The following is a 24970-nucleotide window of genomic DNA, read 5'->3' as shown; positions in this document are numbered from 1 at the left end:
GCCCCATCACCCATGGGCTACGGACTTGTCTGCAAACAGAAGGGACATCCCCTGTCGGATGTCCCTTCAGACTGAAGACAAATTTCCCGGTTTGCAGCGATCGTCTATCAGTGATACGGAAACTGCGTGGAATATCCGCTGAATTGCTGATACGCCTGCTGCAGCTTTTGCTGGTCTTCCGCCTCCAGCTTGTACCATCCCTTTTGGAACATCAGATTAAACATCTCGCGGGCGCTGTGGTGCGTCTCCGTCAGGATGTGCAGCAGGTCGTCGTAGAGCTGCTGGTGGCTGGCTTCCCGTACGGCGACGTTCAGGCTGTCCGTCAGGTACTTGCATGTCGCCAGACCGTCGTTCAAGAAGTCACGGTCGTTCATCTCCGGCCCTTTTACCTTGGGAACACCCGTCTGCGGATTGGCAATCTGGTTTTGGTTTGGCATCTCATATCCCTCCTTTTACTGCATCTGCTGCTGTTGCTGCTGTGCCTGTGTCTGGGGTATGGCAGCCATCGCCTGTGCGTTGTTTACCTGCAGGTGGCTAAGCAGTTTCTGGTAGTGGCGCTGATGCATCTGACCTGCTTTTTCCAGCGCCTGTTTCACCTGCGGGTCGGTCGCCTGTTGGGCGAAGAAGTGCAGCTTTTTAAACGCCAGCAGTTCCCAGGAAAGGGCGTCCTTCAAATAGCTGGCGTCTTTGGTCGAAATCACGCGGGGCGGTTGGGGCATCGGCGCCTGCGTTTGCTGAGGAGTGAACATCGTCGTTGACATGAGGCGATCTCCTTTCAGGTAAAATGGGATACACTCCATAGCTTGAGCAGCGGGAAGGCGGGTCATGACTTGTATTTGCAGGCAAAATGAAAGCCGGTTTGCCTCGTGTCAAATGACAGTCGGCAAACCGGAGAAGCCGTTGCGTATGTGGGAGTACTTGGGAGGAAATCCATTAAACCAATTGCAAGCGCATAATCCGTATGTCAATGCTGACCGGGGCAAAATTGAGACAGTGGCTCGTTTCCTGATGTAGCGCCTCTTGAATCTCCCGGGCCAACGGGGGAATGGACGTCCCATACGGGAGCCGGACATCCAGGGATACCTGCAGACGGGGCACGTCTTCAAACGTGTAGGTCATGTTCTTCACCTGGCTGACGTACGGAAAGCGGCTGCACGTCACCTGGACGATCTTGCGCAGCACCTGCGGATGAATCAGGATGCGGCCGCCGGTAAACGGCGGGTGTACCACCGTCGTTTCCCCGATCACTTCCTTTTTGGCGGAAAAAATCTGTTGGGCGGAGGCGATCATCCGCTGCCAGAAGTCTTTTTCCACCTCGACGCGGGGAATCGGGATCACGTGCTTTCCCTGGGTCTCCCGAATGTACCGGGCCGCTTCGATCTCATGCGCTGGTTTGATCGCTTCGATCGGAATGTAGCGGACAGGGGTGGGCAGGTCCAGCGCTTCCCGTATCCGCTCGATCATTCGCTTCGAGGTGCCGATCACCAACAGGCGCTGAGGGCGGAGGGCGGCGAGAGCGCGGCGCACTTCCTCCGCGTGGTCGCGGTAGTGGAAAATGGCCCGCTTGACCGCCTGGATTTTCGTTTTTTCGTACTTGGCGGAGGTGCCGGCCACCTTGCGGCCCTGGTAAATCAGGATGCCGTCGTCAATGATGGCGCTGATGTCCATCTGGTGGGCCAGCTGCAGCGCACTCGTGCTTTTTCCCGTCCCGCTCGTACCGTAGAGGGCGTAAATCTCCATCGGCTCCTCCTCGTCCGTGTTTTTTCTTTAGTATACACGATCGGGCGCAGGCGCAAAACGGATCACCGGTACTGGGCGCCAAGCTCGCGGGCCCGTTCAGCGGCGCGCAGCACCGCGGAGGTGACGGCGTGTTGAAAGCGGTACGAATCCAGGACTTCCAGACCGGCCTGGGTGGTGCCGCCCGGACTGGTTACTTTTTTCCGCAAAAGGGCGGGCTCATCGCTGGAGTGGAGCAGCATCTGCGCTGCTCCCAGCAGGGTCTGGACGGTGAGCTGCCGGGCCATTTCGCGGGACAGGCCGGCTTTCGCGCCCGCGCCTTCCATCGCTTCTGCCAGGTAGTACACGTAGGCCGGGCCGCTGCCGGAGAGGCCGGTGATGATGTCCAGCTCGTCTTCAGACACGATGTGGACGGAGCCGATCGCTTCAAACAGGGCAGTGGCGGAGCCAAGCTGCTGCTCACTCACGGCGTGGTTGGCGGAGAGGCCTGTGACGGACAGCCCGACGGCGGACGACGTGTTCGGCATCGTTCTGACGATCGGGCCATTGGTGCCCAGCCAGTCGCTGATGCAAGCCGTGGAAACGCCGGCGACGACGGAAATCACCAGTTGATCGGGACGGACGAGTCCGCGCAGGCTGCGGCACGCATCCGGAGCGTCTTTGGGCTTCATCGCCAGGATGAGAATATCGGATTGCTCCACCAGAGCGGCTTTGTCCTCACAGGCGTTCACCCCGAACGTCTCTGCCAGATGCCTGAGCCGCGCCTGGTCGCTGCGGTTGGCGACAAAAATCCGCTCCGGTGCAATGAGTTCGTTTTTCAATATGCCGGCCAGCATGGCCTCGACGATCGAACCGGCTCCGAGAAAGCCGAGCCGCGTATCGAAAGAGAGCGTTGAATGTTCACTCATGCTGCATTCTCCTTCCGTTAGCGAATCTGTCCGCTGCCGCGCACGACGTACTTGCTGGACGTAAGCGCGGGCAGGCCCATCGGACCGCGGGCGTGCAGCTTTTGCGTGCTGATGCCGATCTCCGCGCCAAAGCCGAATTCCCCGCCGTCCGTAAAGCGGGTGGACGCGTTGTGGTAGACGGCGGCCGCATCGACGGCGGCGAGAAACCGTTCCGCTCGCGCGGCGTCCTGCGCCACGATCGCTTCAGAGTGGCCGGTGCCGTGGCGGGAGATATGGTCCAGTGCGTCGTCCATGCTGTCTACCGTGCGCACGGCCAGGATCAAGCCAAGGTATTCCGCATCCCAGTCCGCCGGCGTGGCGGGTACGAGCCGGTCCGCCAGCTCCGGATGGAGCCGCCGCGTCTCCTCGCAGGCGCGCAGTTCGATGCCGGCCTCCATAAGACGGGCCAACAGGTCGCGCCGGTGCGCTTCAGGCCAGGCGCGGTGCAGGAGCAGGGTTTCGGCCGCGTTGCAGACGGCAGGGCGGCTCGTTTTGGCGTTGAGGGTGATCGTTTCCGCCATGGCGTACTCGGCGGTTCGGTCGATGTAGATGTGGCAGTTGCCCACGCCCGTCTCCAGCACCGGGACGGTGGAGGTGCGCAGTACGCGGCTGATCAGCGAGGCGCCGCCGCGCGGAATGACGACGTCGATCAAGCCGTTGGCCGTGCACAAGAGATCGACCGATTCGTGTGCGTCATAGGGCAGGTACTGCACGGCCTCTGCCGGCAGCCCGCTGTCCGCCAGAGCGGCGCGGATGCTGTGCGTCAGGGCGAGGTTGCTTTCCCGGGCACTGCGGCTGCCGCGCAGGACGATCGCATTGCCTGTCTTGAGCGCAATCGCCGCGGCGTCCACGGTGACGTTTGGCCGGGCCTCGTAGACCATGCCGATCACGCCCAGCGGGACCCGCACCTGCTGAATCACCAGACCGTTTGGCCGGGTCCATTGGGCTGTCACTTCGCCCACCGGATCGTTCAGCGCGACCAGTTGGCCAAGCCCTTCGACCAGATCGCGCAGCCGATCCGGCGTCAGGCGCAGCCGGTCCAGATAGGCAGCCGGTTGACCGTCCGCTTCCGCACGGGCCATATCCCGCTCGTTGGCGGCGAGGATGGCTGCTTCGTCAGCCAGCAGACGTTCGCCGATTGCCTTTAGGGCGCGGTCCTTTTCCGGGCGGGACAGCAAGGCCAGGTGCCGCGACGCCTGTTTGGCCAGGCGGATCTGTTCGTACACGCGTTCCTTCAGGTTTTGCTCCATGTGTGGTTTTTTCTCAGTTTGGCTCTTCTCCACATTCCTCATCTCCTTTAACGCGAGGGAATCCCCCGCCTGCTTCACGTTCTCTCGCTGCCGCCGATTGCCGCAAAGCACGCTGCTTCCGTCCATTGGTCGCGGTGGATGACGATGCCTTTCGGCGGACTGGCGGCAGAGAGCTTTGCCCGCAGCTCGGCGGCGCTCCAGCGGCTGACGCCGCGACCGATCATTTGGCCGTCGCAGTACACCTCGATCACCTCGCCGGAGGCAAACGCGCCATCCACGTCCCGCACGCCGGCCAAAAGCAGGCTGCGCTGGTGTAGCAGCACAGCTTCGGCGGCGCCGTGGTCCACGCTGATCCGCCCGCGGACGGGGGAGTGAAGCGCGATCCACTGCTTGCGGGTCGGCAGCGCGTGGCCGGCGGGCGATTCGGGACGGAAGCCGACGTAGGTGCCGCTGCCGCTGCCATCCAGCACGTCAAGCAGGTCGGACGGCTGCGCCAGGCGGCCGATAAAGCTGGGAACGCCCAACTGCCGGGCAGTCTTGGCGGCAATCAGCTTGGAGCGCATCCCGCCTGTGCCCAATCGGGAGGCTCCGCCAGCCAGCGCCTCCACTTCGTCGGTGACGGCGGACAGATAGGGAATGCGGACCGCGTCCGCGTGGGTGCGCGGGTCCTTGTCGTACAGCCCGTCGGTATCCGTCAGGATCAGGTACAGGTCGGCGTGTACCAGACCGGCAACCAGCGCGCCCAGCATGTCGTTGTCGCCAAAGGTCAGCTCCGCCACGGAGACGGTGTCATTTTCGTTGATGATCGGCAGGACGTTTTTCTCCAGCAGCAGAGACAGCGTCTGAAAGGCGTGCTGATAGCGTTCGCGGTCGGAAAAGTCGCCCCGGGTCAAGAGGATTTGCGCCACGGTGTAGCCGTATGCGGCGAACAGTTCGGTGTAGGTTTGCATCAGGAGGCTTTGCCCGATGGCCGCAGCTGCCTGTTTGGCCGCCAGCGTGCGGGGACGCTGTTGGTACCCCAGCTTCCGAAAGCCGCTCGCCACCGCTCCCGAGGAGACGAGCACGACCTGATGGCCGGCGTCTCTAAGACGGCTGACGGCCGATACGAGCAGGGACATTTTCGCCGGATCGCACCCGCCGCCCGGCGCCGCCAGCGAACTGCTGCCCACTTTTACCACCAGCCGCATTTTTCCCTTCTTCATCGTGTAACCCTCCTCATTCCAGCAACAAAAAAGCAAAAAACCCTTTCATCCCACACATAAGGACGAAAGGGTATCTCTCTTCCGCGGTACCACCTTATTTAACGGTATGCAGGCGTAAAGCACGAGGCGTTGTCCTCGTGTTCAGCCGCCAAACCGTTCGGCTCTCTTTCTTTGATAACAGGTGAAAGAAACCTGTCCAGGTCATCCCTGGCCGCTCAGGGGTGGGTTCAAACCGGTTCATGGGCGAAATCTCTCAGCCGCTGAATCTCGCTCTCTGTACCTGAAGGGCGGTTTTACTGATCCCCGTCATCGCCATAGGCTATACACTTTTGTTCAATCGCGTTTGTTAATTCATAATTATTCGCGTGGGCCTGTGCAAATGTCAAGGGGGTTTGCGCACATATTTTTTTCGCATGTCCGGATTACGGCTGCCGCTCCCGACACCGTCTGACTCGTGATTGCGCTTATGTTTCCCGCGAAAAACAGCGCGCAAACACGGTGCGGCAAAACGATGTGAGCTGGTTGCGAGATAGGGGTTGTTTCCGTGGAGAAATTATGGCTATCATGGAATGAGGTTGAAAAACAGTTGAGGTGGAATAGGCATGTTCGGTTTTGGGAAAAAGGAAAAAAAGATGGACGGCATCGATGTATTGCTGATTAAGACGGAAGAATCGCAACTTCGCGACATCTACATGGTCGCGTTTCCCAGCATGTATGCCAATGACATTGTCAGCATGCTGCAAAAGCTGGAAAAATCGCCGCTGAACAATCGGGAATACCTGGGGGAACTGGGCGGATTCCGCATCATGATCCACCTGGAGGCCATGACCCGATATGAGGTGCTGGACGATGCGGACATGGAGGCGCATCCGCTGCAAATCAGCGACTTTGCCAACTTTCTGCTGCGCCGTCTGGAGACGCTGGAGGCAAACGGCCAGCTGCCTGAATCGGAAGACGTGGCGTTCTTCATGGGCGAGCTGACCATGCTTCGCGACGGAAGTTTTATCCCGCAGTAACACGCAAGCCGGCATTCTTGCCGGCTCTTTTCTCAGGCGCAGGAGAACCGCAGGCGGCAGGGGAGATACGAAACTCATTATCGGCTGGTTCGTATTACGTGTAAGTACGACGCACTTCCCGGCAAAAGGAGGACGACCATGATCGAACTCGTGGACGTGAGCAAGAGCTACGGCGGTACTGTCAAGGCGGTTGACCGCCTCACCCTGACCGTTCCCCGCGGGGAAATTTTCGGTTTTCTCGGGCCAAACGGGGCGGGCAAGACAACGACGATCAAGATGATTACCGGCATCGTCCGGCCGGACGAGGGAACCATCCGGGTGAACGGCCGAGATATCGGGACCGAACCGCTGGAGGCCAAGCGGCAGTTCGGTTATGTGCCGGACAGTCCCGACTTGTTTTTGCGCCTGAAAGGGCTGGAATACGTCACCTTTATGGCCGACATGTACGGAGTGCCGCAGGACGTGCGCAAGGAGCGGATCGCCCGGCTGGCCGAACGGTTTGACATGACCGACGCCCTCTCTGATCCGATTCAGAGTTATTCGCACGGCATGAGGCAAAAAATCGTAATCATGGGGGCCCTCGTCCACCATCCGGAAGTCTGGATTCTCGACGAACCGCTGACCGGGCTGGACCCAAAATCAGCGTTCACCCTGAAGGAAATGATGCGGGAACACGCTGACAGCGGCCGGACCGTGTTTTTCTCCACACACGTGCTGGAAGTGGCGGAGAAGCTGTGTGACCGCGTCGCCATCATCAACAAGGGCGAGATTCTGTTCTGCGGCACGTTCAAGGAGATGCAAGAGCACTTCCGCTCCAGCGAATCGCTGGAACGGCTGTTCCTGGAGCTGACGAAGCATGAATAGGACCTGGAAGTTGACCAAGGTGTTGATGAAAAACGGCAGCGGCCTTTTGAGCGGGAAGCGGGGGAATTGGTGGAAAAATGCGCTGATTATCCTGCTGTTGGCTGTCGCCTTTTTTCCGATGATATCCGGATACGTGATGGGGGTCATGGGCCTGTACGACGGACTGGCGGCGAGCGGGCAGCAGAGCGCGCTCTTGGGGATGGGGATGGCAATTGCCAGTATGGGCATCCTGATTTTCGCCCTTTTTTACGTTCTGACTGTATACTACTACTCGCAGGACGTGGAGCACCTGCTGCCCCTGCCGCTCAAGCCGTCCGACATTCTCGGGGCAAAGTTCCTCGTCACGCTGGTGTACGAGTACGTGCCGACCGCGTTTTTGCTGCTGCCGCTGCTGATTACGTACGGGGTGAAAAGTGGCGCCGGACCGCTCTACTACCTGTACGCGGCCGTCGTCTTTTTGACGCTGCCGGTCATTCCGCTGGTCATCGCCTCGCTGGTGGCCATGCTGTTCATGCGGGTGACAAGCGTGGGGAAAAGCAGGGACCGGCTCCGCCTGATCAGCGGCGTAATCGGGATCGCGGCCGTGATTGGCGTTCAAGTTGCCATCAATCGGAACAACGCAGGGGAACACAGCTTCGAGCAGTTGGCACAAATGCTGATCTCGGATAATAACGCCCTGCTTTCGCTGGTCACCCGACTGTTCCCGAACACCAGGCTGGGGGCGTTGGCGCTTGTCGAGTCGGGAGCTCTCGCCGGCCTATGGTACCTGCTCGCCTTTGTGCTGGTGTCGGCGGTGTTTGCCGCGGGCTTTGTCATGCTGGGAGACCGCTTGTACCTGAAGGGTGTCATGGGGATCTCCGAGACGGCGGCCAGGCGCAGGCGTGTCAGCGGGGATGAGTTTGACAAGCTGACCGGACGAAGGTCGCCTGTGCTGGCGTTCGCCAGCAAGGAATGGAAGGTGCTGCTGCGCACCCCCGCCTTTTTCCTCAACTGCGTCCTGTCCTGCTTCTTGTTTCCCTTGCTGGTGTTCATTCCCGTGCTCAGCCGCCCGGACGGGTTTGAAACAGTGGGCGAGTGGGGGCGGTTTCTCCAGAAAGACGCCTTTGCCGGAATTGGCGTGGCGGTCTTGTTTGTGCTCGCCATTTTCATGACGGTCATGAACAGCGTCTCCGCCACGGCCTTCTCGCGCGACGGGCAGTCCTATTTCGTCAACAAGTACCTGCCTGTTTCTTACGTGCAGATCATCGCGGCCAAAGTGGTGCCGGGCACGATACTGGGCATCATCAGTATGCTGCTGCTGTGTGCCGTCCTCGGGCTGGTGTTTCATCCGCCGCTGCAATTTCTCGTGATCGCGTTGCTTGCCAGCCTGCCGGGCATCGTATTCCTCAACCTGTTCGGGATCATGATAGACCTCAGGATGCCCAAACTGGACTGGGATTCAGAGCAGAAGGCGGTCAAGCAGAACTGGAACACGCTGTTCTCGTTGGCGGCCGTGGTGGTCATCGCAGCGCCAACGCTGTACCTGGTGTTCCAGGTGACGCCGTCGCTGTACGGCATCAGCCTGTTGCTGTTTGGCTTGTTTGCCGTCTTCGACCTGGTGCTCTGGCGGGTGCTGGTGACCAAAGGACCAGAATGGATGGAGAAGATCAAGTCGTAAGAAAAAGTGCATGGCAAGGAGAAATGGGGCAAAGAAAGCCAAGCGGGCCCCATCACTCATGTGCCGCGGACTTTGTCTGCACGCTGAACCGGAGGAGTCATTCCTTCGGTTTTTTGCTTGGCCTGGTGCGGCACAGGGAGCGGAAAGACACACGACACAGAGCTTAAAAACTGGATGATGTTTCCTGATTGCAGGATGATCGGACTATTGGGTCAGGCGGAGAGCTTGTGCATCCCATCCTAAATTTTTTAAGCTATCTTTACAAAGGTGGGAACTGTTGGTATTTTTTTCTCATAACTTAGCAGCGGTTGGGCGGTAAAACAGGCAGTTTTTCCCGGAAATCATCTGTACAAATCATACCATTCGACGCAAATTCACTTGGAGAGGAAAGGAGAAATCATGTTCAAGAGAAGTCTTTTGTGGGTACTCATGGTTTGCCTGTTGTTCCAGGTCGTCATCGTGCCCTGCGCAAACGCCGAAACCGCGTACGACGACGTCAAGGGGCACTGGGCCAGCGAGCAGATTCAGTTCTTGACCGAACGGGGCATATACAAGGGAAACGGCACGCGCCATTTTTACCCGGACAAGCCAATTACCCGCGGCGAGGCGCTGGTGCTGGCGAACCGCGTCTTTGAAGCCGTCTACGGACCGTTGGCTGCTCCCGAGCAGAAGGCTTACCTCGATTACAGGTATCCGCTCCGAAAGGAAATCGAAGCGATGACGGCCAACCTGCAGGTGCTGCTGGACGTCCAGACAGGCTTTGTCAACGAATACCGGCCGGGTGACAAGATTCTCTATTATCTCCATCTGGTTTCGCAGGGGCAGTTGATGAAAACACCGCAGAAAGAACTGGTCGACTGGTGGGTGCCGACCCAGTTCCTGCAGTATCCGCTTTCGCGGGAAGAAGCCAGCATGATCTTCTTTCACCTGCTCGCCCCGTACAAGTTGAGAACCATGAATGCAAAGTCGCAGGATGTCGCCTCGTTTTTCGCCGGGTACCAAGGATGGAAACAGCCAAGCTATTATCCTGATACTGCCTCGCCTTATGCGGGAGCGATTCGCGAATTCCATCTGTTCAACGAAACGCGCCTGTTTAACCCGTACAAAAACATGACACGCGCAGAGTTTGCAACCGTACTGAAGCGCCTGTACGATTTTTACACGGAAGACGCCGCCAAACAGTTCCGGGAATCGCAAAATCGGCAGCAAACAGCGGTGAACATGCTGCTAACCGCCGCCAACTATGCGCACCAAACAAAGAATGAGAAATGGCTGGACGCGTATCTGAGCAAGTCTGCGCAGGAGAGCATCGACAAAATCGGCGTGCCGCTGCATGACTATCGCGTGACGCTCACGCTGCGCAAGGATGACACCGACAAGAACAAGCTGTGGGTCACGGCAGCTTACGTAGACAGCAAAGTGGGCAAATACGAGCTGGAGTACCTGCTGGAACCGGATGACGGAAATCCGTTTGGCCGCAAGGTGATGTCGATCAACATCATCCATAAGTAACGGCATAAACGGCAGGGGCGGCTGCGTCTTTGCTGCCTGTACGTGGCCGCCTGCCCTGTCTTTGGCTGTTGCGGCGGGAAAACTTCCGGGAAGGGGAGAGAGCGAATAAGCAGCAAATGAAGATTGCAACCGCTCTCCTTTTCGTTTACAATAAAACTGAGCGATCATTCAGTCGCGTCTGAATCGCCAAACATCTCACAGGTGCGAGGGCTTATACGGTGGGGTGTTTTTTTACACCAGCAAAATGAATGAGCATTCATTCAAGGGGTGACATGTGCGGCGAAAAAAAGGAATACGTTTGAACAGGTAGAAATCCTTCGTGAAAAACTCTGCAAGTTCAGACTGTTTTGCCTTTTTCGCAGGACCCCATTTCTTTAGTGAGGAGGGTAATGGATGGAACGCAACATCTACAAAGCGGCCGTGCTCGGTTCCGGCGTGATGGGAGCAAGCATCGCCGCTCATCTGGCCAACGTCGGCATCCCCGTTTACCTGCTGGACATCGTGCCGCGAGAGTTGACAGAGGACGAGAGAAAGAAAGGACTGACGCTGGCTGATCCCGTCGTCCGCAACCGCATCGCCCAGTCCGGCAAGGACCGGCTGCTGAAAGAAAAGCCGGCTCCGCTCTACGACAAGGCGAACCTGGACCTGATCACTGTCGGCAACATGGAAGACCACCTGTCCTATCTCGGCGAGGCTGACTGGATCATCGAGGCGGTCGTGGAAAACCTCGACGTAAAGAAAAAGGTGTTTGAACTGGTCGAGGCGCACCGCAGGCCGGGCACCATCGTCTCCTCCAATACGTCGGGCGTTTCCATCAACGAGATATGCGCGGGACGTTCCGACGAGTTTCGCAAGCATTTCCTGGGCACGCACTTTTTTAATCCGCCCCGTTATCTGAAACTTCTTGAGATTATTCCCGGAAACGACACGGATCCGGCGATTGTCGACTACATGATGCACTTTGGCGAATTCGTGCTGGGCAAAGGAACGGTGCTCTGCAAGGACACCCCCAACTTCATCGCCAACCGCATCGGGACGTTCGGCCTGCAGGTCTCGATCCAGGAGATGATGCGGCTCGGACTGGGCATCGACGAGGTAGACGCGCTGACGGGTCCGGTGATCGGTCGTCCGAAAAGCGCCACCTTCCGCACGCTGGACGTGGTCGGGCTGGACACGTATGTGCACGTGGCCAACAACGTGAAAAACAAGACCGCGGATGACGCGGAAAAAGCGATCTTCGAAGTGCCGTCCCTGGTGCTGCAGTTGGTGGAAAAGGGCTGGCTCGGCCAAAAGGCAGGTCAGGGCTTCTTCAAGCAGGTAAAGACGGAGAATGGCAAAGAGATTCTCGTACTCGACTACAACACGCTGGAATACCGTCCGCGCGTCAAGGCGAAGTTTCCGTCGCTGGAGGCGGCCAAGACGGCGAAGACGCTGCCGGAAAAGCTGAAAGCGCTTGTGTACGGCAAGGACAAGGGGAGCGAGTTTCTCTGGAGCGTCTTCAAGAAGGTGCTGCTCTACTCGGCGGCCAAGGCGTACGAAATCGCCGACGACATCGTGGCTGTCGACCGGGCGATGAAATGGGGCTTCGGCTGGGAACTGGGACCATTTGAGACCTGGGACGCGATCGGTGTGGAAAAATCGGTGGCCCGCATGCGCGAAGAGGGCGAGACAATCCCGGCGCTGGTGGAGGAACTGCTGGCGAGCGGCAAGACCTCGTTCTATCAGAAACAGGACGGGCGTGTGGCTGTATTTGCCGTCGGCGGCCGCTACAAGGACGTCGAGGAAAAGAAAGAGCAGATCAACCTGGCGGCACTCAAGGAACAGGGCCGGCTGATCAGGAAAAACGCGGGTGCCGCGCTGGTGGACCTGGGCGACGGTGTGGCCTGCCTGGAGTTTACCTCTCCGCACAACGCGCTGGGCATGGATGTGCTGCAGATGGCGGCCTTCGCCGTGGAAGAGGTGCAGCGCAACTTCCTCGGACTGGTGATCGGCAATCAGGGCAAAAACTTCTGTGTCGGCATGAACCTGGCTCTGGCCTTGATGGAGGCGCAGGACGAAAACTGGTTTGAACTGGACATGTTGGTCAGACAGTTTCACAAGGTGGGGAACGCGCTGCGCACCATGCACCGTCCGGTCGTAGCGGCGCCGTTCGGCATGACGCTCGGCGGCGGTGTGGAAGTCTGCTTCCTGGCCGACCGCGTGCAGGCGGCCGCCGAGACCTACATGGGGCTGGTGGAAGTGGGCGTAGGCCTCTTGCCCGGCGGCGGCGGCACCAAGGAGATGCTGTTCCGGGCGATGGAACAAGTACCGGAAGGCGGCACCGTGCCGGTTGATCCATTCCCGTTCGTGGCCCGTGCGTTCGAGACGATTGCCATGGCCAAAGTCTCTACCAGCGGGAAGGAAGCGATCAATCTGGGCTACCTGCGCCCGAGCGACCGGATCAGCATCAATCAGGATCACCTCCTCTACGACGCCAAGCAGCTCGTGTTGACGATGGTCAAGGAGGGGTATACACCGCAGCGGCCGCGCAAGATTCGCGTCATCGGCGAGTCGGGGTATGCCACCCTGCGGCAAAGCATCTATTCGATGAAAAAGAGCGGCTACATCAGCGATCACGACGAACTGATCGCCAGCAAGATCGCCTACGTCATGTCCGGCGGCAGCGTGCCGGCCGGCACCGAGGTGACGGAATCCTACATCCTGGAGCTGGAGCGGCAGGCGTTCCTCGAGCTGATCAAGACGCCCAAGACGCAGCAGCGCATGCAGCACATGCTGATGAAAAACAAGCCATTGCGTAACTAGGGAGGGGGAAAGACATGAGAGAAGCAGTGATCGTCGCCGGCGCCCGCACCGCGGTGGGAAAAGCGAAGCGAGGCAGCCTGAAGGACGTGCATCCCGTCGACATGGGGGCTGCGGTCGTGAGCGACCTGTTGCGCCGCGTCCCCGAGCTTAATCCGGCCGAGATCGAGGACGTGATCATGGGGACGGCCGTACCGGAAGCCGAGCAGGGGATGAACATGGCCCGCCTGATCGGCCTGCGCGCCGGATTGCCGACCAACGTTCCCGGCATTACCGTCAACCGCTTTTGCTCGTCCGGCCTGCAGACCATCGCCTACGCCGCCCAGCAGATTATCGCCGGCGGGGCTGACGTGATCGTGGCCGGCGGGGTGGAGAGCATGAGCCTGCTGCCGATGGCCGGCCACAAGGTGGCGCTCAATCCGACGCTGATGGAGACAATGCCGGAAGCGTACATGAGCATGGGGCACACAGCCGAGGAAGTGGCAAAGCGCTACGGCGTCAGCCGCGAAGACCAGGACGCGTTTGCGCTGCAAAGCCATCAGCGGGCTGCAGCCGCCATCGCCGCCGGCAAGTTCCGGGACGAGATTGTGCCGCTGACCGTCAAGCAGCACCGCGTGGACGATGACGGCAAGCTGCACGTCACGGAGCGCGTCTTTGACACGGACGAGGGCGTGCGGGCTGACACCTCGCTGGAAGCGCTGGCCAAGCTGAAGCCGGTGTTCCACGTGCAGGGCACGGTCACGGCAGGCAACTCTTCGCAGACGAGCGACGGCGCAGCCGCCGTACTGGTGATGTCGGCGGAAAAGGCGGACAGTCTGGGCGTTCGCCCGATCGCCAGATTCCGCTCGTTTACGGTGGGCGGCGTCGATCCCGACGTGATGGGGATCGGTCCGGTAGTCGCCATTCCAAAAGCGCTGAAAATGGCTGGATTGAGCCTGGCCGATGTGGACCTGTTTGAGCTGAACGAGGCGTTTGCCTCCCAGTCACTCGCCGTCATCCGCGAACTGGGCCTCGACCCGGCAAAAGTAAACGTCAACGGCGGTGCGATTGCCCTGGGCCATCCGCTGGGCTGCACCGGGGCGAAGCTGACCGTTTCCCTGTTGAATGAGTTGAAGCGGCGCGGCGGCAAGTACGGCGTCGTGACGATGTGCATTGGCGGCGGCATGGGGGCCGCCGGCGTGTTCGAAATGCTGTAGGCACGGAGAAACACCACATTTTATAAAAAGGGAGAGGGATTTGATGGCTGAAACGAAAGATCTGATTCGCGGCGGCAGCTTTCTGATCAATGCCGGTTCGCCGGACGACGTGTTTGTGCTGGAGGAAATCACCGACGAGCAAAAACTGATCGCGCAGACGACAGAGGATTTCATCAACAATGAAGTGCGTCCGCATATGGAAGAGCTGGAACAGCAAAACTTTGAGCTGTCCGTATCGCTGCTGAAAAAAGCGGGGGAACTGGGCCTCCTGGCTGCCGACGTGCCGGAGAAGTACGGCGGTGTCAGCCTGGATAAGATCAGTTCCGCTCTGATCGGCGAAAAATTTGCGCTGGGGCGCGGGTTTGCGATTACGTTTGGGGCGCACGTCGGCATTGGTTCCCTGCCGATCGTGTACTTCGGCACGGAAGAACAAAAGCAGCGCTACTTGCCCGATCTCGCCACCGGAAAGCGGATTGCCGCGTACTGCCTGACGGAACCGGGCTCCGGTTCGGACGCGCTCGGCGCCAAAACGACGGCCAAATTGTCCGAAGACGGCACGCATTACGTGTTGAACGGGACCAAGCAGTTCATCACAAACGCCGGTTTTGCCGATATCTTCATCGTTTATGCGAAAATTGACGGGGAACACTTCTCCGCGTTCATCGTGGAGCGCGACTTCCCGGGGGTATCGGTCGGCGCCGAAGAGAAGAAAATGGGCATCAAGTGCTCCTCGACCCGTCCGCTCATTCTCGAAGACGCCCGCGTGCCGGTGGAAAACCTGCTGGGCGAGCCGGGAAGAGGGCATGTGATCGCGTTCAACATCTTGAACGTCGGTCGCTACAAACTGGCTGTCGGCGCGGTTGGCTCGGCGAAACACGCCCTGCATCTGGCGACCACCTACGCCAAGGAGCGCAAACAGTTCAAAACGCCGATCGCCAACTTCTCCATCATCAAGAACAAATTGGGCACCATGGCGGCAAAAATCTACGCCGCGGAATCCTTGGTGTACCGCACGGTCGGCCTGTTCGATGCCGCCCTCTCCGCTCTTGGCGAAAAGGCGGAGGACGGCCGTGAAGTGGCCAAGGCCATCGCCGAATACGCGATCGAATGCTCCATCAACAAGGTATTTGCTTCGGAAGTGCTGGATTACTGCGTGGACGAAGGCGTACAGATCCACGGCGGATACGGCTATATCCAGGAATACGAGATCGAGGGCATGTACCGCGATTCGCGCATCAACCGGATTTTTGAAGGTACGAACGAAATCAACCGCCTGCTGATCCCCGACATGCTGGTGAAAAAGGCGATGAAAGGGGAACTGCCGCTGATGCAGGCAGCCGCCGGCCTGCAGGAAGAGCTGATGAGCTACTATCCGGAAGAAATCGAGGAAGCGCCGCTGGCGGCAGAAAAACACCTGATCGAGATGACCCGCAAGATCATCCTGATGGTGGCCGGTTCCGCGCTGATGAAGTACCAGCAGGCGATTGCCAAGGAGCAGGAACTCCTGGCGCTGGCCGCCGACATGCTGATCGAGCTGTACGCGATGGACAGCGTCGTGAAGCGGACGGAAAAGGCAATCGAGAAAAACGGCGTGGAAAACGAGCGGCAAAAGCTGGATCTCGCCACCCTGTATGTACACGAAGCGTTTGACCGGATCGAGGGCTGGGCAAAAGAGGCGCTGGCGGCGATGGAAGAGGGCGACGAACTGCGCATGCGCCTGTCCATCCTGAAAAAGCTGACCCGCCGGACGCCGATCAACACCGTCCACCTGAAACGGGCCATCGCCGACCGCGTTATCGAAGCGGACGGATACGTGCTGTAACGGGTGAAATGAACAGAAGCCGAGGGGATGTCCCTCGGCTTCGTTTTTTTTCGTTTTCGGATTAGTAGATGGCTTCCCAGCCGGCCGGAGTGACGAACAGGCGGATCGCCTTGATCTTGCGGTCGTCCATCAGCGTGAAGTAGTGGCGGGAGTAGGACGGGACGGAGATCAGGTCGCCCGGCTCCATTTCCACGTCAAAGTAGCGGCCGTCCTTGCCTTTGATCGCAAAGATGCCGTGGCCGTCCACGCAGAAGCGGCACTCGTCGTCGGTGTGATGATGTTCTGCTTTAAATTTGACCAGCAGTTCATCAAGGTTGGGCGTCTGATCGGACAGGACGACGATGTCGGCCGTGAGATAGCCGCGCCGCTTGCTGATGTCCTCGATTTCCGGGCGGAACGCGTCGAGAATCTGCTGCTTTTCCTCGTCGGTCAGGTTGTAGTTGTCGCGCAGATTGGCATCCAGGCGGTCTACTCCCCAGTGCTCATAGATGATTTCTTGGGATTGCAGGAATTTAGAAACTTCCTCCGGTGCCGTAATGTACTCGTTGTTGTCGTGAAACCGTACTTTTGCCATGATGCAATACCTCCTTTAATGATTTTCAATTTATTGAGGGTGTGTGAGGGACACGGCGGTCTGGCGAAGCTGCAGCCAGCGCACGTGGTACTCAAACAGGAACTCAAACGACTCCAGGTGGCGCTTCGCCTCGAAGTCGTTGGCACCCCAGGCGTAGATGCCGTGGTTGCGGATCAGCACGCCGGGGACATCAGGTGTGATCACTTTTTCGATCGCAGCTGCCAGTGTCGGAATGTGGGCAAAATTCTCGACAATCGGAATGGTAATGCGCGCGTTTTCTTCCCAGATGCCCAGTCCCTTGATCAGCTCCTGCCCCTGAATGGAAAAGGCGCGCTGCCCGAAGTAGAGTTCGGACACGAGGTTGTTCCACACGGTGTGCACGTGGAAGCAGGCGCCCGCCTGCGGAATGCGCTTGTAGACCACGGCGTGGATCAGCGTTTCCGCCGAGGGCTTGAGCGTCGTCGGTTCGACCGGGCGGGACTCCCCGTCGACCACCAGGTAGTCTTCCGGGGAGAGCTTGGTCTTGTCTTTTCCACTGGCCGTCACGGCAAACTGCAGCGGGTCATTAGAGAGCTTGATCGAAAGATTGCCGCTGGTGCCGGGAAACCAATCGCGGCGGGCAAACGTCAGCTTCGCTTCGTCCAGCCGGCGAAACGCGTCTGCGCGTTGTTCCAGAGTCACTGTCATGGTGAGCCGACCTCCTGTTTGGTACGTAAATCTTTTACAATGTCGATGACGTCGTGGAAGGTGGCAAACGTCCGATGCGCAAGGCCCAGTTCCGCACATTTTTGCGCCAGCAGCGAACGGGCGATGACGAAATCGGCAATCTTGGCGCCCGCCAGATCAGTGACGGAATCGCCGATGACCACGCGGAAGTGGCGGTCCGGGTCGTATCTCCGGATGATCGACGTCTTGCACATGCCGCAGTCGTTGTCACAGTGTTCGTCGCAGCGGTGCGGCCACGTGATGGTGATGTGCTCGCCGCTGAAGTCGCTGCCGTTGCAGTAGATGGGCACGTTCAGCTCAAACGGGGCGAGGATCGGCTCCACGAAAAAGTCGATGCCGCCGCTGGTGATCAACAGTTCAATGCCTTCGTCCCGGCAAAAGCGGACAAATTCGGCAAAGCCGGGACGGATCACCGCATCCTCGACGATGAAGTCGACAATCTCCTGCTTAAGCGAGGAAGGGAGGAGCTGAAACAGCCTGCCCACGCCTTCGCGTATGCTCACCTGCTGGGAGAGGATTTGTTCCGTCAGCGCCTCCCACTGCGGGGGAGCAAAGCGGCGCATGATGGCGACGATGTTGTCCTTTTCCGTAATGGTGCCGTCAAAGTCGCAGAACAGCACGAGCGATTTGCTCATCGTCCGCCCCCCCATTTCTCCAGGGCTGCCGCCAGCTCCGGCGACTCGGCTGCCGCGTCGGCAAGCGAACGTCCGGCGACGACCGCGTCAATCGCGGCGACAAACGCGCGTCCGCCTGCGGTCGCCCCGCCGGGATGGCCGTGGATGCCGCCGCCCGCATTGACCACCTGATCCTGTCCAAAATCTTCGTACAGTTGGGGCACCAGGCCGGGATGAATGCCTGCAGACGGGACCGGGAAGGCGCGCCGCAAGCCGTTCAGGGGAGCGGTCAGATGCTCGGCCAGCTGCAGGGCTTCCGTCTTGTCCAGAGCCACGCTGCCGTATGGCGACGGGAAGAGCACCAGGTCGGCGCCGGCGATCCGCATCATTTTGCCCAAGAGCAGCGGCGTGGCGATGCCGTAGTCGGGCGACGGGTAGAATGCGCCTGCCAGTGCCGGATGGGCCATGATCGGCACGTGGACGTCCGGGTCGGCACTCAGGCGGTGCAGGGCGTCAAAGCCGAACGCCAGCACGTTGAACAGCAGGCAGTCCGCGCCAGCCTCCACGGCCCGCTTGGCCCGCTCGTTCAACTCGTGCACCGGACCGGTCAGATTGGCAGCGTAGAGGACAGGTTTGCCGGTCTGTACTTCCGTTTCCGCGGCAATCTGTTTAAACGCCTTGATCCGTTCCAGAAACGGGGCGCGGTCATCGGCGAAAAAGATTTCATCGTCCTTGACCAAGTCCACGCCGCCCAGCGCCTGCGCGCGGAACTGGGCTTTCAGATCGTCAAACGGCATACCCAGGCAGGACTTGAAAATGCTCATCAGCAGCGGGCGGTCATGCACGCCGAGCCGTTTGCGCAGGCCATCGATGCCGAAACGGGGACCGGGAAAGCCGTTGAGAAACGCTTCCGGGAACTGCACGTCGATCAGCTTGATCTTGCCGTCCATGGAGAGCTTGCCGAAGATGCCGGTCAGCAGCGACGGGATGTCGGCGGTAAAGTTGCGCACCGGGTAGCTGACGGTGATCAGACCGCGCGTTTCCCCGTTTTCCAGCGTCTCCAGCGGTTGAGCGTCCACCGCTTCGCCCAGGTACGGTTTCAGTTCCGCCTGTTTGGCGGCGGGCAGGTCAGTCCAGGTGCCGACGGTCATCCCGACGGCGATCCCCTCTGCTTTTTTGCGCAGGTCTTTCGCTTGTGTCAGATAGGTGACGAGGATGCGTTGTTCGTTCATGGATGGGATGATCCTCCTTGTGCTGTGCCCTCCCGGCTTGCGGGCGGGATTGCCGCCGTGCTGTGGACGAGCCGGACAGGGCCGCTGTGTTCCAACAAAAAACCTCCCCATGGAGGAGGGGAGGCGGTTGTCGTTCAGTCAGCGTCTCCTCTCATCTTTCGGAAAACATTTCCGCAGGATTTAGCACCGTTACGCCCCCAGACGGGAAAGCGCCGGTTGCCGGGCATCATAGGGCCAGTCCCTCAGCCAGCTCGTGATAAGAGTGTGAATCGTCTGCTATGCGGTTTTGCTTGGCAGTTACCCCCATGATATGACGTTCCTTGCAGGGAGTCAACCCTTGATCGGTGGAAATGTGCAGGCTGTTGTCACGCTGCAGGGAGCCGGGCCTGGCGTTGTCCGGCCGGTAGTAAATCCGGCCCTGGCGCCGATTCAGTGCTGGATGTGTACGTTATGGAGAAGGAGCCACAGTTCAGATGTTTCGTCCACCACCCACCAGAAAAAGGCATCGCGTGCAAAGGCGCATCGGTGTGCAGGCGGAGCGGCGGCCAGATAGGCGCGTATGTCGTCCAGCGGTATGTGATCCCTGCTGGTGTCGGCAAAGGGAAACACGTAGTCAGCAGCAGGCTTTCCGTCCGGTCCGTCAATTGGCACGACCCCCAGCCCGTCGATGGTCGGAATCCAGCCAGCGGATCGGCGCTGGCTCTCCAGGTCGTTCAGATACCGCATGACGTCGGGAATCGGTTCGAGGCCCAGGTCTGTCTGCATGTGATGCAAAACGGTCTGGCGGCACGTAACGAAGTTTCGTAACTGCGGGTCTGTTGCCTCTTCATGCCTGCTTTCTGCGAGATCGGCCCAATACCGCTCCCATTGCCGGGGTGTGCGGACGGACACCAGACTGCCAAGTTCGCCGGCGGATCCGATCGTCACCACCAGGCGGAAAAAGTCTTCCAGATTACGTGCGATAATGCGCAAAGGTGGGTCGTCCGTCGGGCTGACACAAACAATCGAGGCCTCTTCCAGATCTGTGATGCGGCCGAAATCGGTCAAAAAGCCGTAATGAATGCCGTCGCAGCCGGTCTCGGCAAAGACGTGCAGGTCGGGCGGCGTAATCGTGTAGCGGAAGGAATTGTCTGCAAACCGGAAATGGATATACTCCAGCGGTCTGTCCAGTCCTTCCCGTATCAGTTTCTGCTCCAATGCCCGCATGTGCTCCAGCAGGTCGATGCCATACCCCATCAAATCGCCCCTTGGACACCGTGTTATAATACCCCTTATTTTACCATAAACCTCAATATTTTGAAAAAATGCTGCGGCGCGGTGGAACTTTTCCCCGCCATGTGCGTGGATAGGAGTGAAAGGGTGTGAATCCGTGGAAAAGGTCGGACTGGAAGACGTGTACCGCTTGTACGTCAACGACATATACCGCTACCTCTGCCGATTGACCGTTGACCGGGTGCAGGCGGAAGACCTGACGCAGGAGACCTTTTTTCGGGCGTATCAATACCTGGATGACTATCGTGGGGAAAAGGTGCGCCCCTGGCTGTACAAGGCGGCCTACCACACGTTTGTGGACTGGCATCGGAGGCGGAAGAAGCGTCCGTGGCGATTGGTGGAGAAGATTCCGGAACAGCCGGACGGGGCGGCGGCGGACCCGGTGCGGACGCTGCTGAGCCAAGAGGCGTGGTCATCGCTGCGGACGTGCCTGGACCGGCTGCCGGAGAAGCAAAAACAGGTGATCCTGCTGCATTACGAACAGCTCAGCTACGCGGAAATCGCCGAGGTGCTGGGCATCGACACGGGGGACGTAAAGCGCTCATTGTTTCGCGGGCGGCAAAAATTACGCAGAATGTGGAGGGATGAACTTGACGACGGACAAGGCAAATGAGGATCGGGAACGGGAACTGCTGGCATATCTGCGCGGTGAAATGACGAAGGAAGAAGCTGCCTCTTTCCGTGCGAGGATTGCAGCGGACGAACTGTATGCGGAACGCTTGGAGGAGCTTTTGCTGGGCAGCGGCGGAGAGGAGGAGAGAGAAACGGACGTGCTGTCCGAAGAGACGCAGCGCGCCATCCTCCGCCGCAGCAAATGGCGCCACAGGCTCGGCAACGCGGCTTACACGGTGGCCATCTCGCTTCTCGTCGGGGCCGTCCTGATGTTCACCAACGGGTGGATCGGCTGGTATTTGTACGAGGACGCCTACCGGGTGGCCCGGGACATGGTGCACTTTACCCAGCCGGGGCTCACGGTGGGCAGCAGCGGTTCGCAAATCGGATTTTTGTACGGGGAGATAACCATGGAACTGCGTGAACAGGTGGGGAGAGACGATCAGAACGCCGGAACCTTTTCGATCAGCAACGTCTTCTCGATCATTTCCGCGAAGCCGGCATGGACCGACGGTTTGCGGAAAGAGCGGCTCTTTTTTCTCTTTCCGTTGTCAGCGGACGATCGGGAAGAAAGCGCCATCCGCAGAAATCCTGCCTGGAACACGCTGGAAAAGCTGCCGGAGGGAACGGTGGCGCAGCTCGCCGTCTCGTTTGACCGGCTGCTGACCCATGATGAGTACTACGCCCTTTTTTCCGGCTACGATTTGGATACCACCTGGTTCGCCGTGGACACGGGGCAGGAGCGAAACCATCCGGACGCGGCGGAAGGCAGTCTGCTGCTGTCGGCCGGTGACGTGTGGGGATACGCGGAAAGAGAACTCGATTACGGCGAAGCACCGATTCAGGCACATGGCGAAGGTGAGCGGCGCGCCCGGGCGTACCTGGCGGAAATGGAGTATCTCGCGGGACAGGAACGGCTGACGAACGCCATTGGCGAGCGGCTTGTGACCGCCCGAAACCGGCTGCGCATCGAGGAACGCTGCCGCTACCTGCAGCAGAACGGTGTGCGCCTCTACGGGGCGGTCGTGACGGGCCCTGTCAAGGAACTGCTAAAGCTGCGGCAGGAGCCGTCGATCACGGCTGCCTTCGTGGGCCGGATCGACTGGTGGAACTGGGACCGGCCGAGTGCTTCGGGCCAGCGAACCAGTCCGTGAAGACTGGACAATTCGCCCAAAAAAGGGTGTTGACAGCGAGAAGACGGGGTTGTATGATTCAAACAAACGTCAAAACCGCATACGTTGGATACCTTATCCAGAGAAGGTGGAGGGACTGGCCCGATGAAACCCGGCAACCGACATGACGCTGTTCGAGCGATTCTGGCGACAGACGTGCAGCGCATGCACGGTGCTAATTCCTGCAGAAACAAAAGTATTCTGGAAGATAAGGGGGAGACGACACGCAGACGCGTATGAACAGACCTCTTTTCTTCGGGAAAAGAGGTTTTTTGTATGTGCGGAATGCTCCGGCTGGAGGCGGCAGCAGCACACACGCCGCCCGGCGGCCGCCAACATAGACAAAGCGAAAGTGCAAAGACAAGTGAATGTGAAGACAAGAGAATCTGTCAAAGGAGAGGGGATTGGACCATGGCGTATCGCGCATTGAGCGAACAAGAAGCAGTGCAGTACGTAAAACAACTGCCGGACCTGTTTGCGCCGGAAGCGGAACTGACCAGCCGGGAGATTGGTGACGGCAATCTCAACCTGGTATTCCACATCAGGGAGGAAGCGACGGGCAAAAGCGTCGTCGTCAAGCAGGCACTGCCCTACGCCCGCGTAGTGGGTGAATCCTGGCCGCTCACGCTGGACCGCGCCCGAATCGAAAGCGAGGCGTTGCGCATCCAGCACAAATACGTGCCGGATCTCGTGCCGAAGGTGTATCACTACGACGAGGAGCTGGCCCTGACCGTGATGGAAGACGTCAGCGACCACGTGATTATGCGAAAAGGCTTGATCGAGGGCAACCGCTACCCGCTGTTCGCCAAACAGATCGGCCGCTTTCTCGCCCATACGCTGTTTTACACGTCCGACTTGGGGGCGCATCCCTACGACAAAAAAGCGCTTGTCGGAAGATTCATAAATCCGGAATTGTGCAAAATCACGGAAGACCTCGTCTTTACCGATCCTTACGAAGACGCGCCGACCAACAATTTCAACCCGCTGATCAAGCGGGAGGTGGAGGCGATCTGGAACAACAAGCAGCTGAAGCTGGAAATTGCGCAGCTCAAGTACGATTTTCTCACCCGGGCGGAGGCGCTGATACACGGCGACCTGCATACCGGCAGCATCTTTGTATCGCCGACGTCGGTCAAGGTAATCGACCCTGAATTTGCCTACTACGGCCCGATCGGCTTCGACATTGGCGCGGTGATCGCCAACCTGCTGCTGAACTACGCGGGCCAGCACGGTCTGCAGCCGGACGCAGGAAAGCGGGGGGATTATCGAGAATATCTGTTGGCAACGGTGGAAGACGTTTGGAACGAGTTTGTCTCCCAGTTCGTCCAGCTCTGGCACAAACAGGCGAAAGAGCGGAGCGCCCACACCGAAGGCTTCTGGCAGGGCTACGTGCAGCGGCTGATCCGCGACGCAGCAGGCTTTGCCGGCTGTAAAATCCTGCGCCGCGTCATCGGACTGGCGGGCGTCGCCGACCTGAACAGCATCGCCGATGACCAGACCCGCGCGGAAGCAGAACGGCTGGCGCTGGCGATTGGCCAGGCGCTGATTCTGGAGCGGAACAAGGTGGAAGTATCGACAGACATCACAGATATCGTTCGGACGGTTACCGCACGATACTACCAGGAGGCTGTAGTATGACAACGACCAGCACGCCATTTGCGCCGGTCAAGTGGCAGGATGACGCGCTCGTCCTGCTGGACCAGACCCGGCTGCCCGTTGAAACGACATACCTGACACTGACGACTGCACAAGAAGTGTGGGCGGCCATCCGCCATCTGCAGGTACGCGGGGCACCGGCCATCGGCATGGCGGCCGCCTACGGTTTGTACCTCGGCATCCGCAACAGCGACGCCAACGATTTCGATACGTTTTGGCAACACCTGAGCGAACAGGCTGACTACCTCGGCACCTCTCGCCCGACGGCAGTCAACCTGTTCTGGGCCCTGGACAGGATCAAAGCACGCGTGCAGCGCGAGTCCGGCAAACCGGTGGCAGAGCTGAAGGCAGCAGTCCTGAATGAAGCCCTGTCCATCCAGCGGGAAGACGCGGAAGTGTGCCGCCGGATCGGAGAGCATCTGCTCACCCTGCTGAAAGACGGCATGGGCATCCTGACGCACTGCAATCCGGGGGCGCTCGCGACAGCAGCCTACGGCACGGCGACGGCCCCGCTCTACCTCGCCAAGGAGCGCGGCTGGAACCTGAAAGTGTACGCTGACGAGACTCGGCCTGTGCTGCAGGGGGCGCGCCTCACCGCCTACGAGCTGCAGCAGGCGGGCATCGACGTCACGCTGATTTGTGACAACATGGCGGCGATGGTGATGGCCCAGGGCAAGGTGCAGGCAGTCATCGTCGGCACGGACCGCGTGGCTGCCAGCGGTGACGTCGCCAACAAGATCGGGACCTACGGTGTTGCCGTTCTGGCACACGCGCACGGCATACCGTTTTACGTGGCGGCCCCGCTGTCTTCTATCGATCTCGACACGCCGACGGGCGCAGACATTCCGATCGAGGAGCGGCCGGCGGAGGAGATTACACATGGACTGGGCAAACAGGTGGCGCCGGACGGCATCAAGGTGTACAATCCTGCGTTTGACGTCACTCCGGCCCGCTACATCACGGCCATTGTCACCGAAAACGGCATCTACAAACCGGACGAAATCCGCAACTGCAAACGCTGACGCAAACAGCCCCGGACGGCCCAGGGAAGGGCGTCTCGTCCGGAGGTCCTTTTTCCCACCGATAAAGCGCCCCCGGGCGCTGTTTGCG

At 59.4% G+C, this 24970-nt stretch carries 22 protein-coding genes and 2 riboswitches; of the genes, 11 read left to right on the top strand and 11 right to left on the bottom strand.

The window, feature by feature from the left end; genetic code table 11:
* Positions 1-107: 107 nt before the first annotated feature.
* The 6 genes from KDN35_RS12860 to proB all read right to left on the bottom strand — a co-directional run bounded on the left by KDN35_RS12860 (position 108) and on the right by proB (position 5136).
* Positions 108-437 carry a spore coat protein gene (locus KDN35_RS12860; protein ID WP_212132877.1) on the bottom strand — a complete coding sequence of 110 codons (330 nt, stop codon included), beginning with the start codon at positions 435-437 and terminating at the stop codon, positions 108-110.
* A 15-nt stretch (positions 438-452) separates the two neighbouring features.
* Positions 453-761 (bottom strand): ferritin-like domain-containing protein, encoded by a 309-nt coding sequence (locus tag KDN35_RS12855; protein ID WP_212132876.1) that lies wholly within the window; start codon positions 759-761, stop codon positions 453-455.
* Between the two features lie 172 nt (positions 762-933).
* Positions 934-1740, bottom strand: a complete 807-nt coding sequence (locus KDN35_RS12850) for an isopentenyl transferase family protein (RefSeq protein ID WP_171566819.1) — start codon at positions 1738-1740, stop codon at positions 934-936.
* 62 nt (positions 1741-1802) lie between these two features.
* The gene (gene proC / locus KDN35_RS12845) at positions 1803-2645 is read right to left on the bottom strand and encodes a pyrroline-5-carboxylate reductase (RefSeq protein WP_212132875.1); all 843 of its coding nucleotides are present in this window, start codon (positions 2643-2645) and stop codon (positions 1803-1805) included.
* Positions 2646-2662: 17 nt separating this feature from the next.
* On the bottom strand, positions 2663-3976 hold the full coding sequence (locus KDN35_RS12840) for a glutamate-5-semialdehyde dehydrogenase (protein WP_171566849.1): 1314 nt from the start codon (positions 3974-3976) through the stop codon (positions 2663-2665).
* 32 nt (positions 3977-4008) lie between these two features.
* Positions 4009-5136, bottom strand: coding sequence for a glutamate 5-kinase (gene proB / locus KDN35_RS12835; protein WP_212132874.1), 1128 nt, complete (start codon positions 5134-5136; stop codon positions 4009-4011).
* 602 nt (positions 5137-5738) lie between these two features.
* Between proB and KDN35_RS12830 the strand changes: the two genes are divergently transcribed.
* The 7 genes from KDN35_RS12830 to KDN35_RS12800 all read left to right on the top strand — a co-directional run bounded on the left by KDN35_RS12830 (position 5739) and on the right by KDN35_RS12800 (position 16002).
* A complete protein-coding gene (locus KDN35_RS12830) occupies positions 5739-6152 on the top strand; it encodes a hypothetical protein (RefSeq protein ID WP_171566822.1) in 414 nt (137 codons plus the stop codon).
* Positions 6153-6290: 138 nt separating this feature from the next.
* Positions 6291-7016, top strand: coding sequence for an ABC transporter ATP-binding protein (locus KDN35_RS12825; RefSeq protein WP_212132873.1), 726 nt, complete (start codon positions 6291-6293; stop codon positions 7014-7016).
* A complete protein-coding gene (locus tag KDN35_RS12820; protein ID WP_212132872.1) occupies positions 7009-8673 on the top strand; it encodes a putative ABC transporter permease subunit in 1665 nt (554 codons plus the stop codon). The genes KDN35_RS12825 and KDN35_RS12820 overlap by 8 nt, the downstream gene beginning before the upstream one ends.
* A 417-nt stretch (positions 8674-9090) precedes the next feature.
* Positions 9091-10185, top strand: a complete 1095-nt coding sequence (locus KDN35_RS12815; protein WP_212132871.1) for an S-layer homology domain-containing protein — start codon at positions 9091-9093, stop codon at positions 10183-10185.
* A 393-nt stretch (positions 10186-10578) separates the two neighbouring features.
* On the top strand, positions 10579-12987 hold the full coding sequence (locus KDN35_RS12810) for a 3-hydroxyacyl-CoA dehydrogenase/enoyl-CoA hydratase family protein (protein ID WP_212132870.1): 2409 nt from the start codon (positions 10579-10581) through the stop codon (positions 12985-12987).
* Positions 12988-13001: 14 nt separating this feature from the next.
* Positions 13002-14180, top strand: a complete 1179-nt coding sequence (locus tag KDN35_RS12805; protein WP_171566827.1) for an acetyl-CoA C-acetyltransferase — start codon at positions 13002-13004, stop codon at positions 14178-14180.
* A gap of 43 nt (positions 14181-14223) precedes the next feature.
* Entirely contained in the window at positions 14224-16002 is a 1779-nt protein-coding gene (locus KDN35_RS12800) for an acyl-CoA dehydrogenase family protein (RefSeq protein ID WP_171566828.1), read from the top strand.
* 61 nt (positions 16003-16063) lie between these two features.
* Here the strand turns inward: KDN35_RS12800 and KDN35_RS12795 are convergent, their stop codons facing one another.
* The 5 genes from KDN35_RS12795 to KDN35_RS12775 form a co-directional block, all read right to left on the bottom strand.
* The gene (locus tag KDN35_RS12795; protein WP_171566829.1) at positions 16064-16576 is read right to left on the bottom strand and encodes a 1,2-dihydroxy-3-keto-5-methylthiopentene dioxygenase; all 513 of its coding nucleotides are present in this window, start codon (positions 16574-16576) and stop codon (positions 16064-16066) included.
* 30 nt (positions 16577-16606) lie between these two features.
* Positions 16607-17263 carry a methylthioribulose 1-phosphate dehydratase gene (locus KDN35_RS12790; protein ID WP_212132869.1) on the bottom strand — a complete coding sequence of 219 codons (657 nt, stop codon included), beginning with the start codon at positions 17261-17263 and terminating at the stop codon, positions 16607-16609.
* Positions 17260-17937, bottom strand: a complete 678-nt coding sequence (locus KDN35_RS12785; protein ID WP_171566831.1) for a 2-hydroxy-3-keto-5-methylthiopentenyl-1-phosphate phosphatase — start codon at positions 17935-17937, stop codon at positions 17260-17262. The genes KDN35_RS12790 and KDN35_RS12785 overlap by 4 nt, the downstream gene beginning before the upstream one ends.
* The gene (locus tag KDN35_RS12780; RefSeq protein WP_212132868.1) at positions 17934-19148 is read right to left on the bottom strand and encodes a 2,3-diketo-5-methylthiopentyl-1-phosphate enolase; all 1215 of its coding nucleotides are present in this window, start codon (positions 19146-19148) and stop codon (positions 17934-17936) included. Before KDN35_RS12780 ends, KDN35_RS12785 begins: the two co-directional genes overlap by 4 nt.
* A gap of 148 nt (positions 19149-19296) precedes the next feature.
* A riboswitch (SAM riboswitch) is annotated at positions 19297-19411 on the bottom strand.
* Between the two features lie 166 nt (positions 19412-19577).
* The gene (locus tag KDN35_RS12775) at positions 19578-20384 is read right to left on the bottom strand and encodes a hypothetical protein (protein ID WP_171566833.1); all 807 of its coding nucleotides are present in this window, start codon (positions 20382-20384) and stop codon (positions 19578-19580) included.
* Positions 20385-20517: 133 nt separating this feature from the next.
* Here KDN35_RS12775 and KDN35_RS12770 point away from each other — a divergent pair, with 133 nt between their 5' ends.
* The 4 genes from KDN35_RS12770 (at position 20518) to mtnA (ending at position 24882) form a co-directional block, all read left to right on the top strand.
* A complete protein-coding gene (locus KDN35_RS12770) occupies positions 20518-21033 on the top strand; it encodes an RNA polymerase sigma factor (RefSeq protein ID WP_230077387.1) in 516 nt (171 codons plus the stop codon).
* Positions 21005-22186: an anti-sigma factor gene (locus KDN35_RS12765; RefSeq protein ID WP_171566834.1), complete on the top strand. Its 1182-nt coding sequence runs from the start codon at positions 21005-21007 to the stop codon at positions 22184-22186. The genes KDN35_RS12770 and KDN35_RS12765 overlap by 29 nt, the downstream gene beginning before the upstream one ends.
* A 90-nt stretch (positions 22187-22276) precedes the next feature.
* Positions 22277-22419, top strand: a riboswitch (SAM riboswitch).
* 196 nt (positions 22420-22615) lie between these two features.
* Complete coding sequence (gene mtnK, locus KDN35_RS12760; protein WP_171566835.1) at positions 22616-23842, top strand: S-methyl-5-thioribose kinase; 1227 nt, start codon at positions 22616-22618, stop codon at positions 23840-23842.
* On the top strand, positions 23839-24882 hold the full coding sequence (gene mtnA, locus KDN35_RS12755; RefSeq protein ID WP_212132867.1) for an S-methyl-5-thioribose-1-phosphate isomerase: 1044 nt from the start codon (positions 23839-23841) through the stop codon (positions 24880-24882). The genes mtnK and mtnA overlap by 4 nt, the downstream gene beginning before the upstream one ends.
* The last annotated feature ends 88 nt before the right edge of the window (positions 24883-24970 follow it).

The organism is Brevibacillus sp. NL20B1 (assembly GCF_018195675.1).
In the GTDB taxonomy this organism is placed as follows: Bacteria; Bacillota; Bacilli; order Brevibacillales; family Brevibacillaceae; genus Brevibacillus; species Brevibacillus aydinogluensis.
This window is presented reverse-complemented; position numbering and strand designations above follow the sequence as displayed.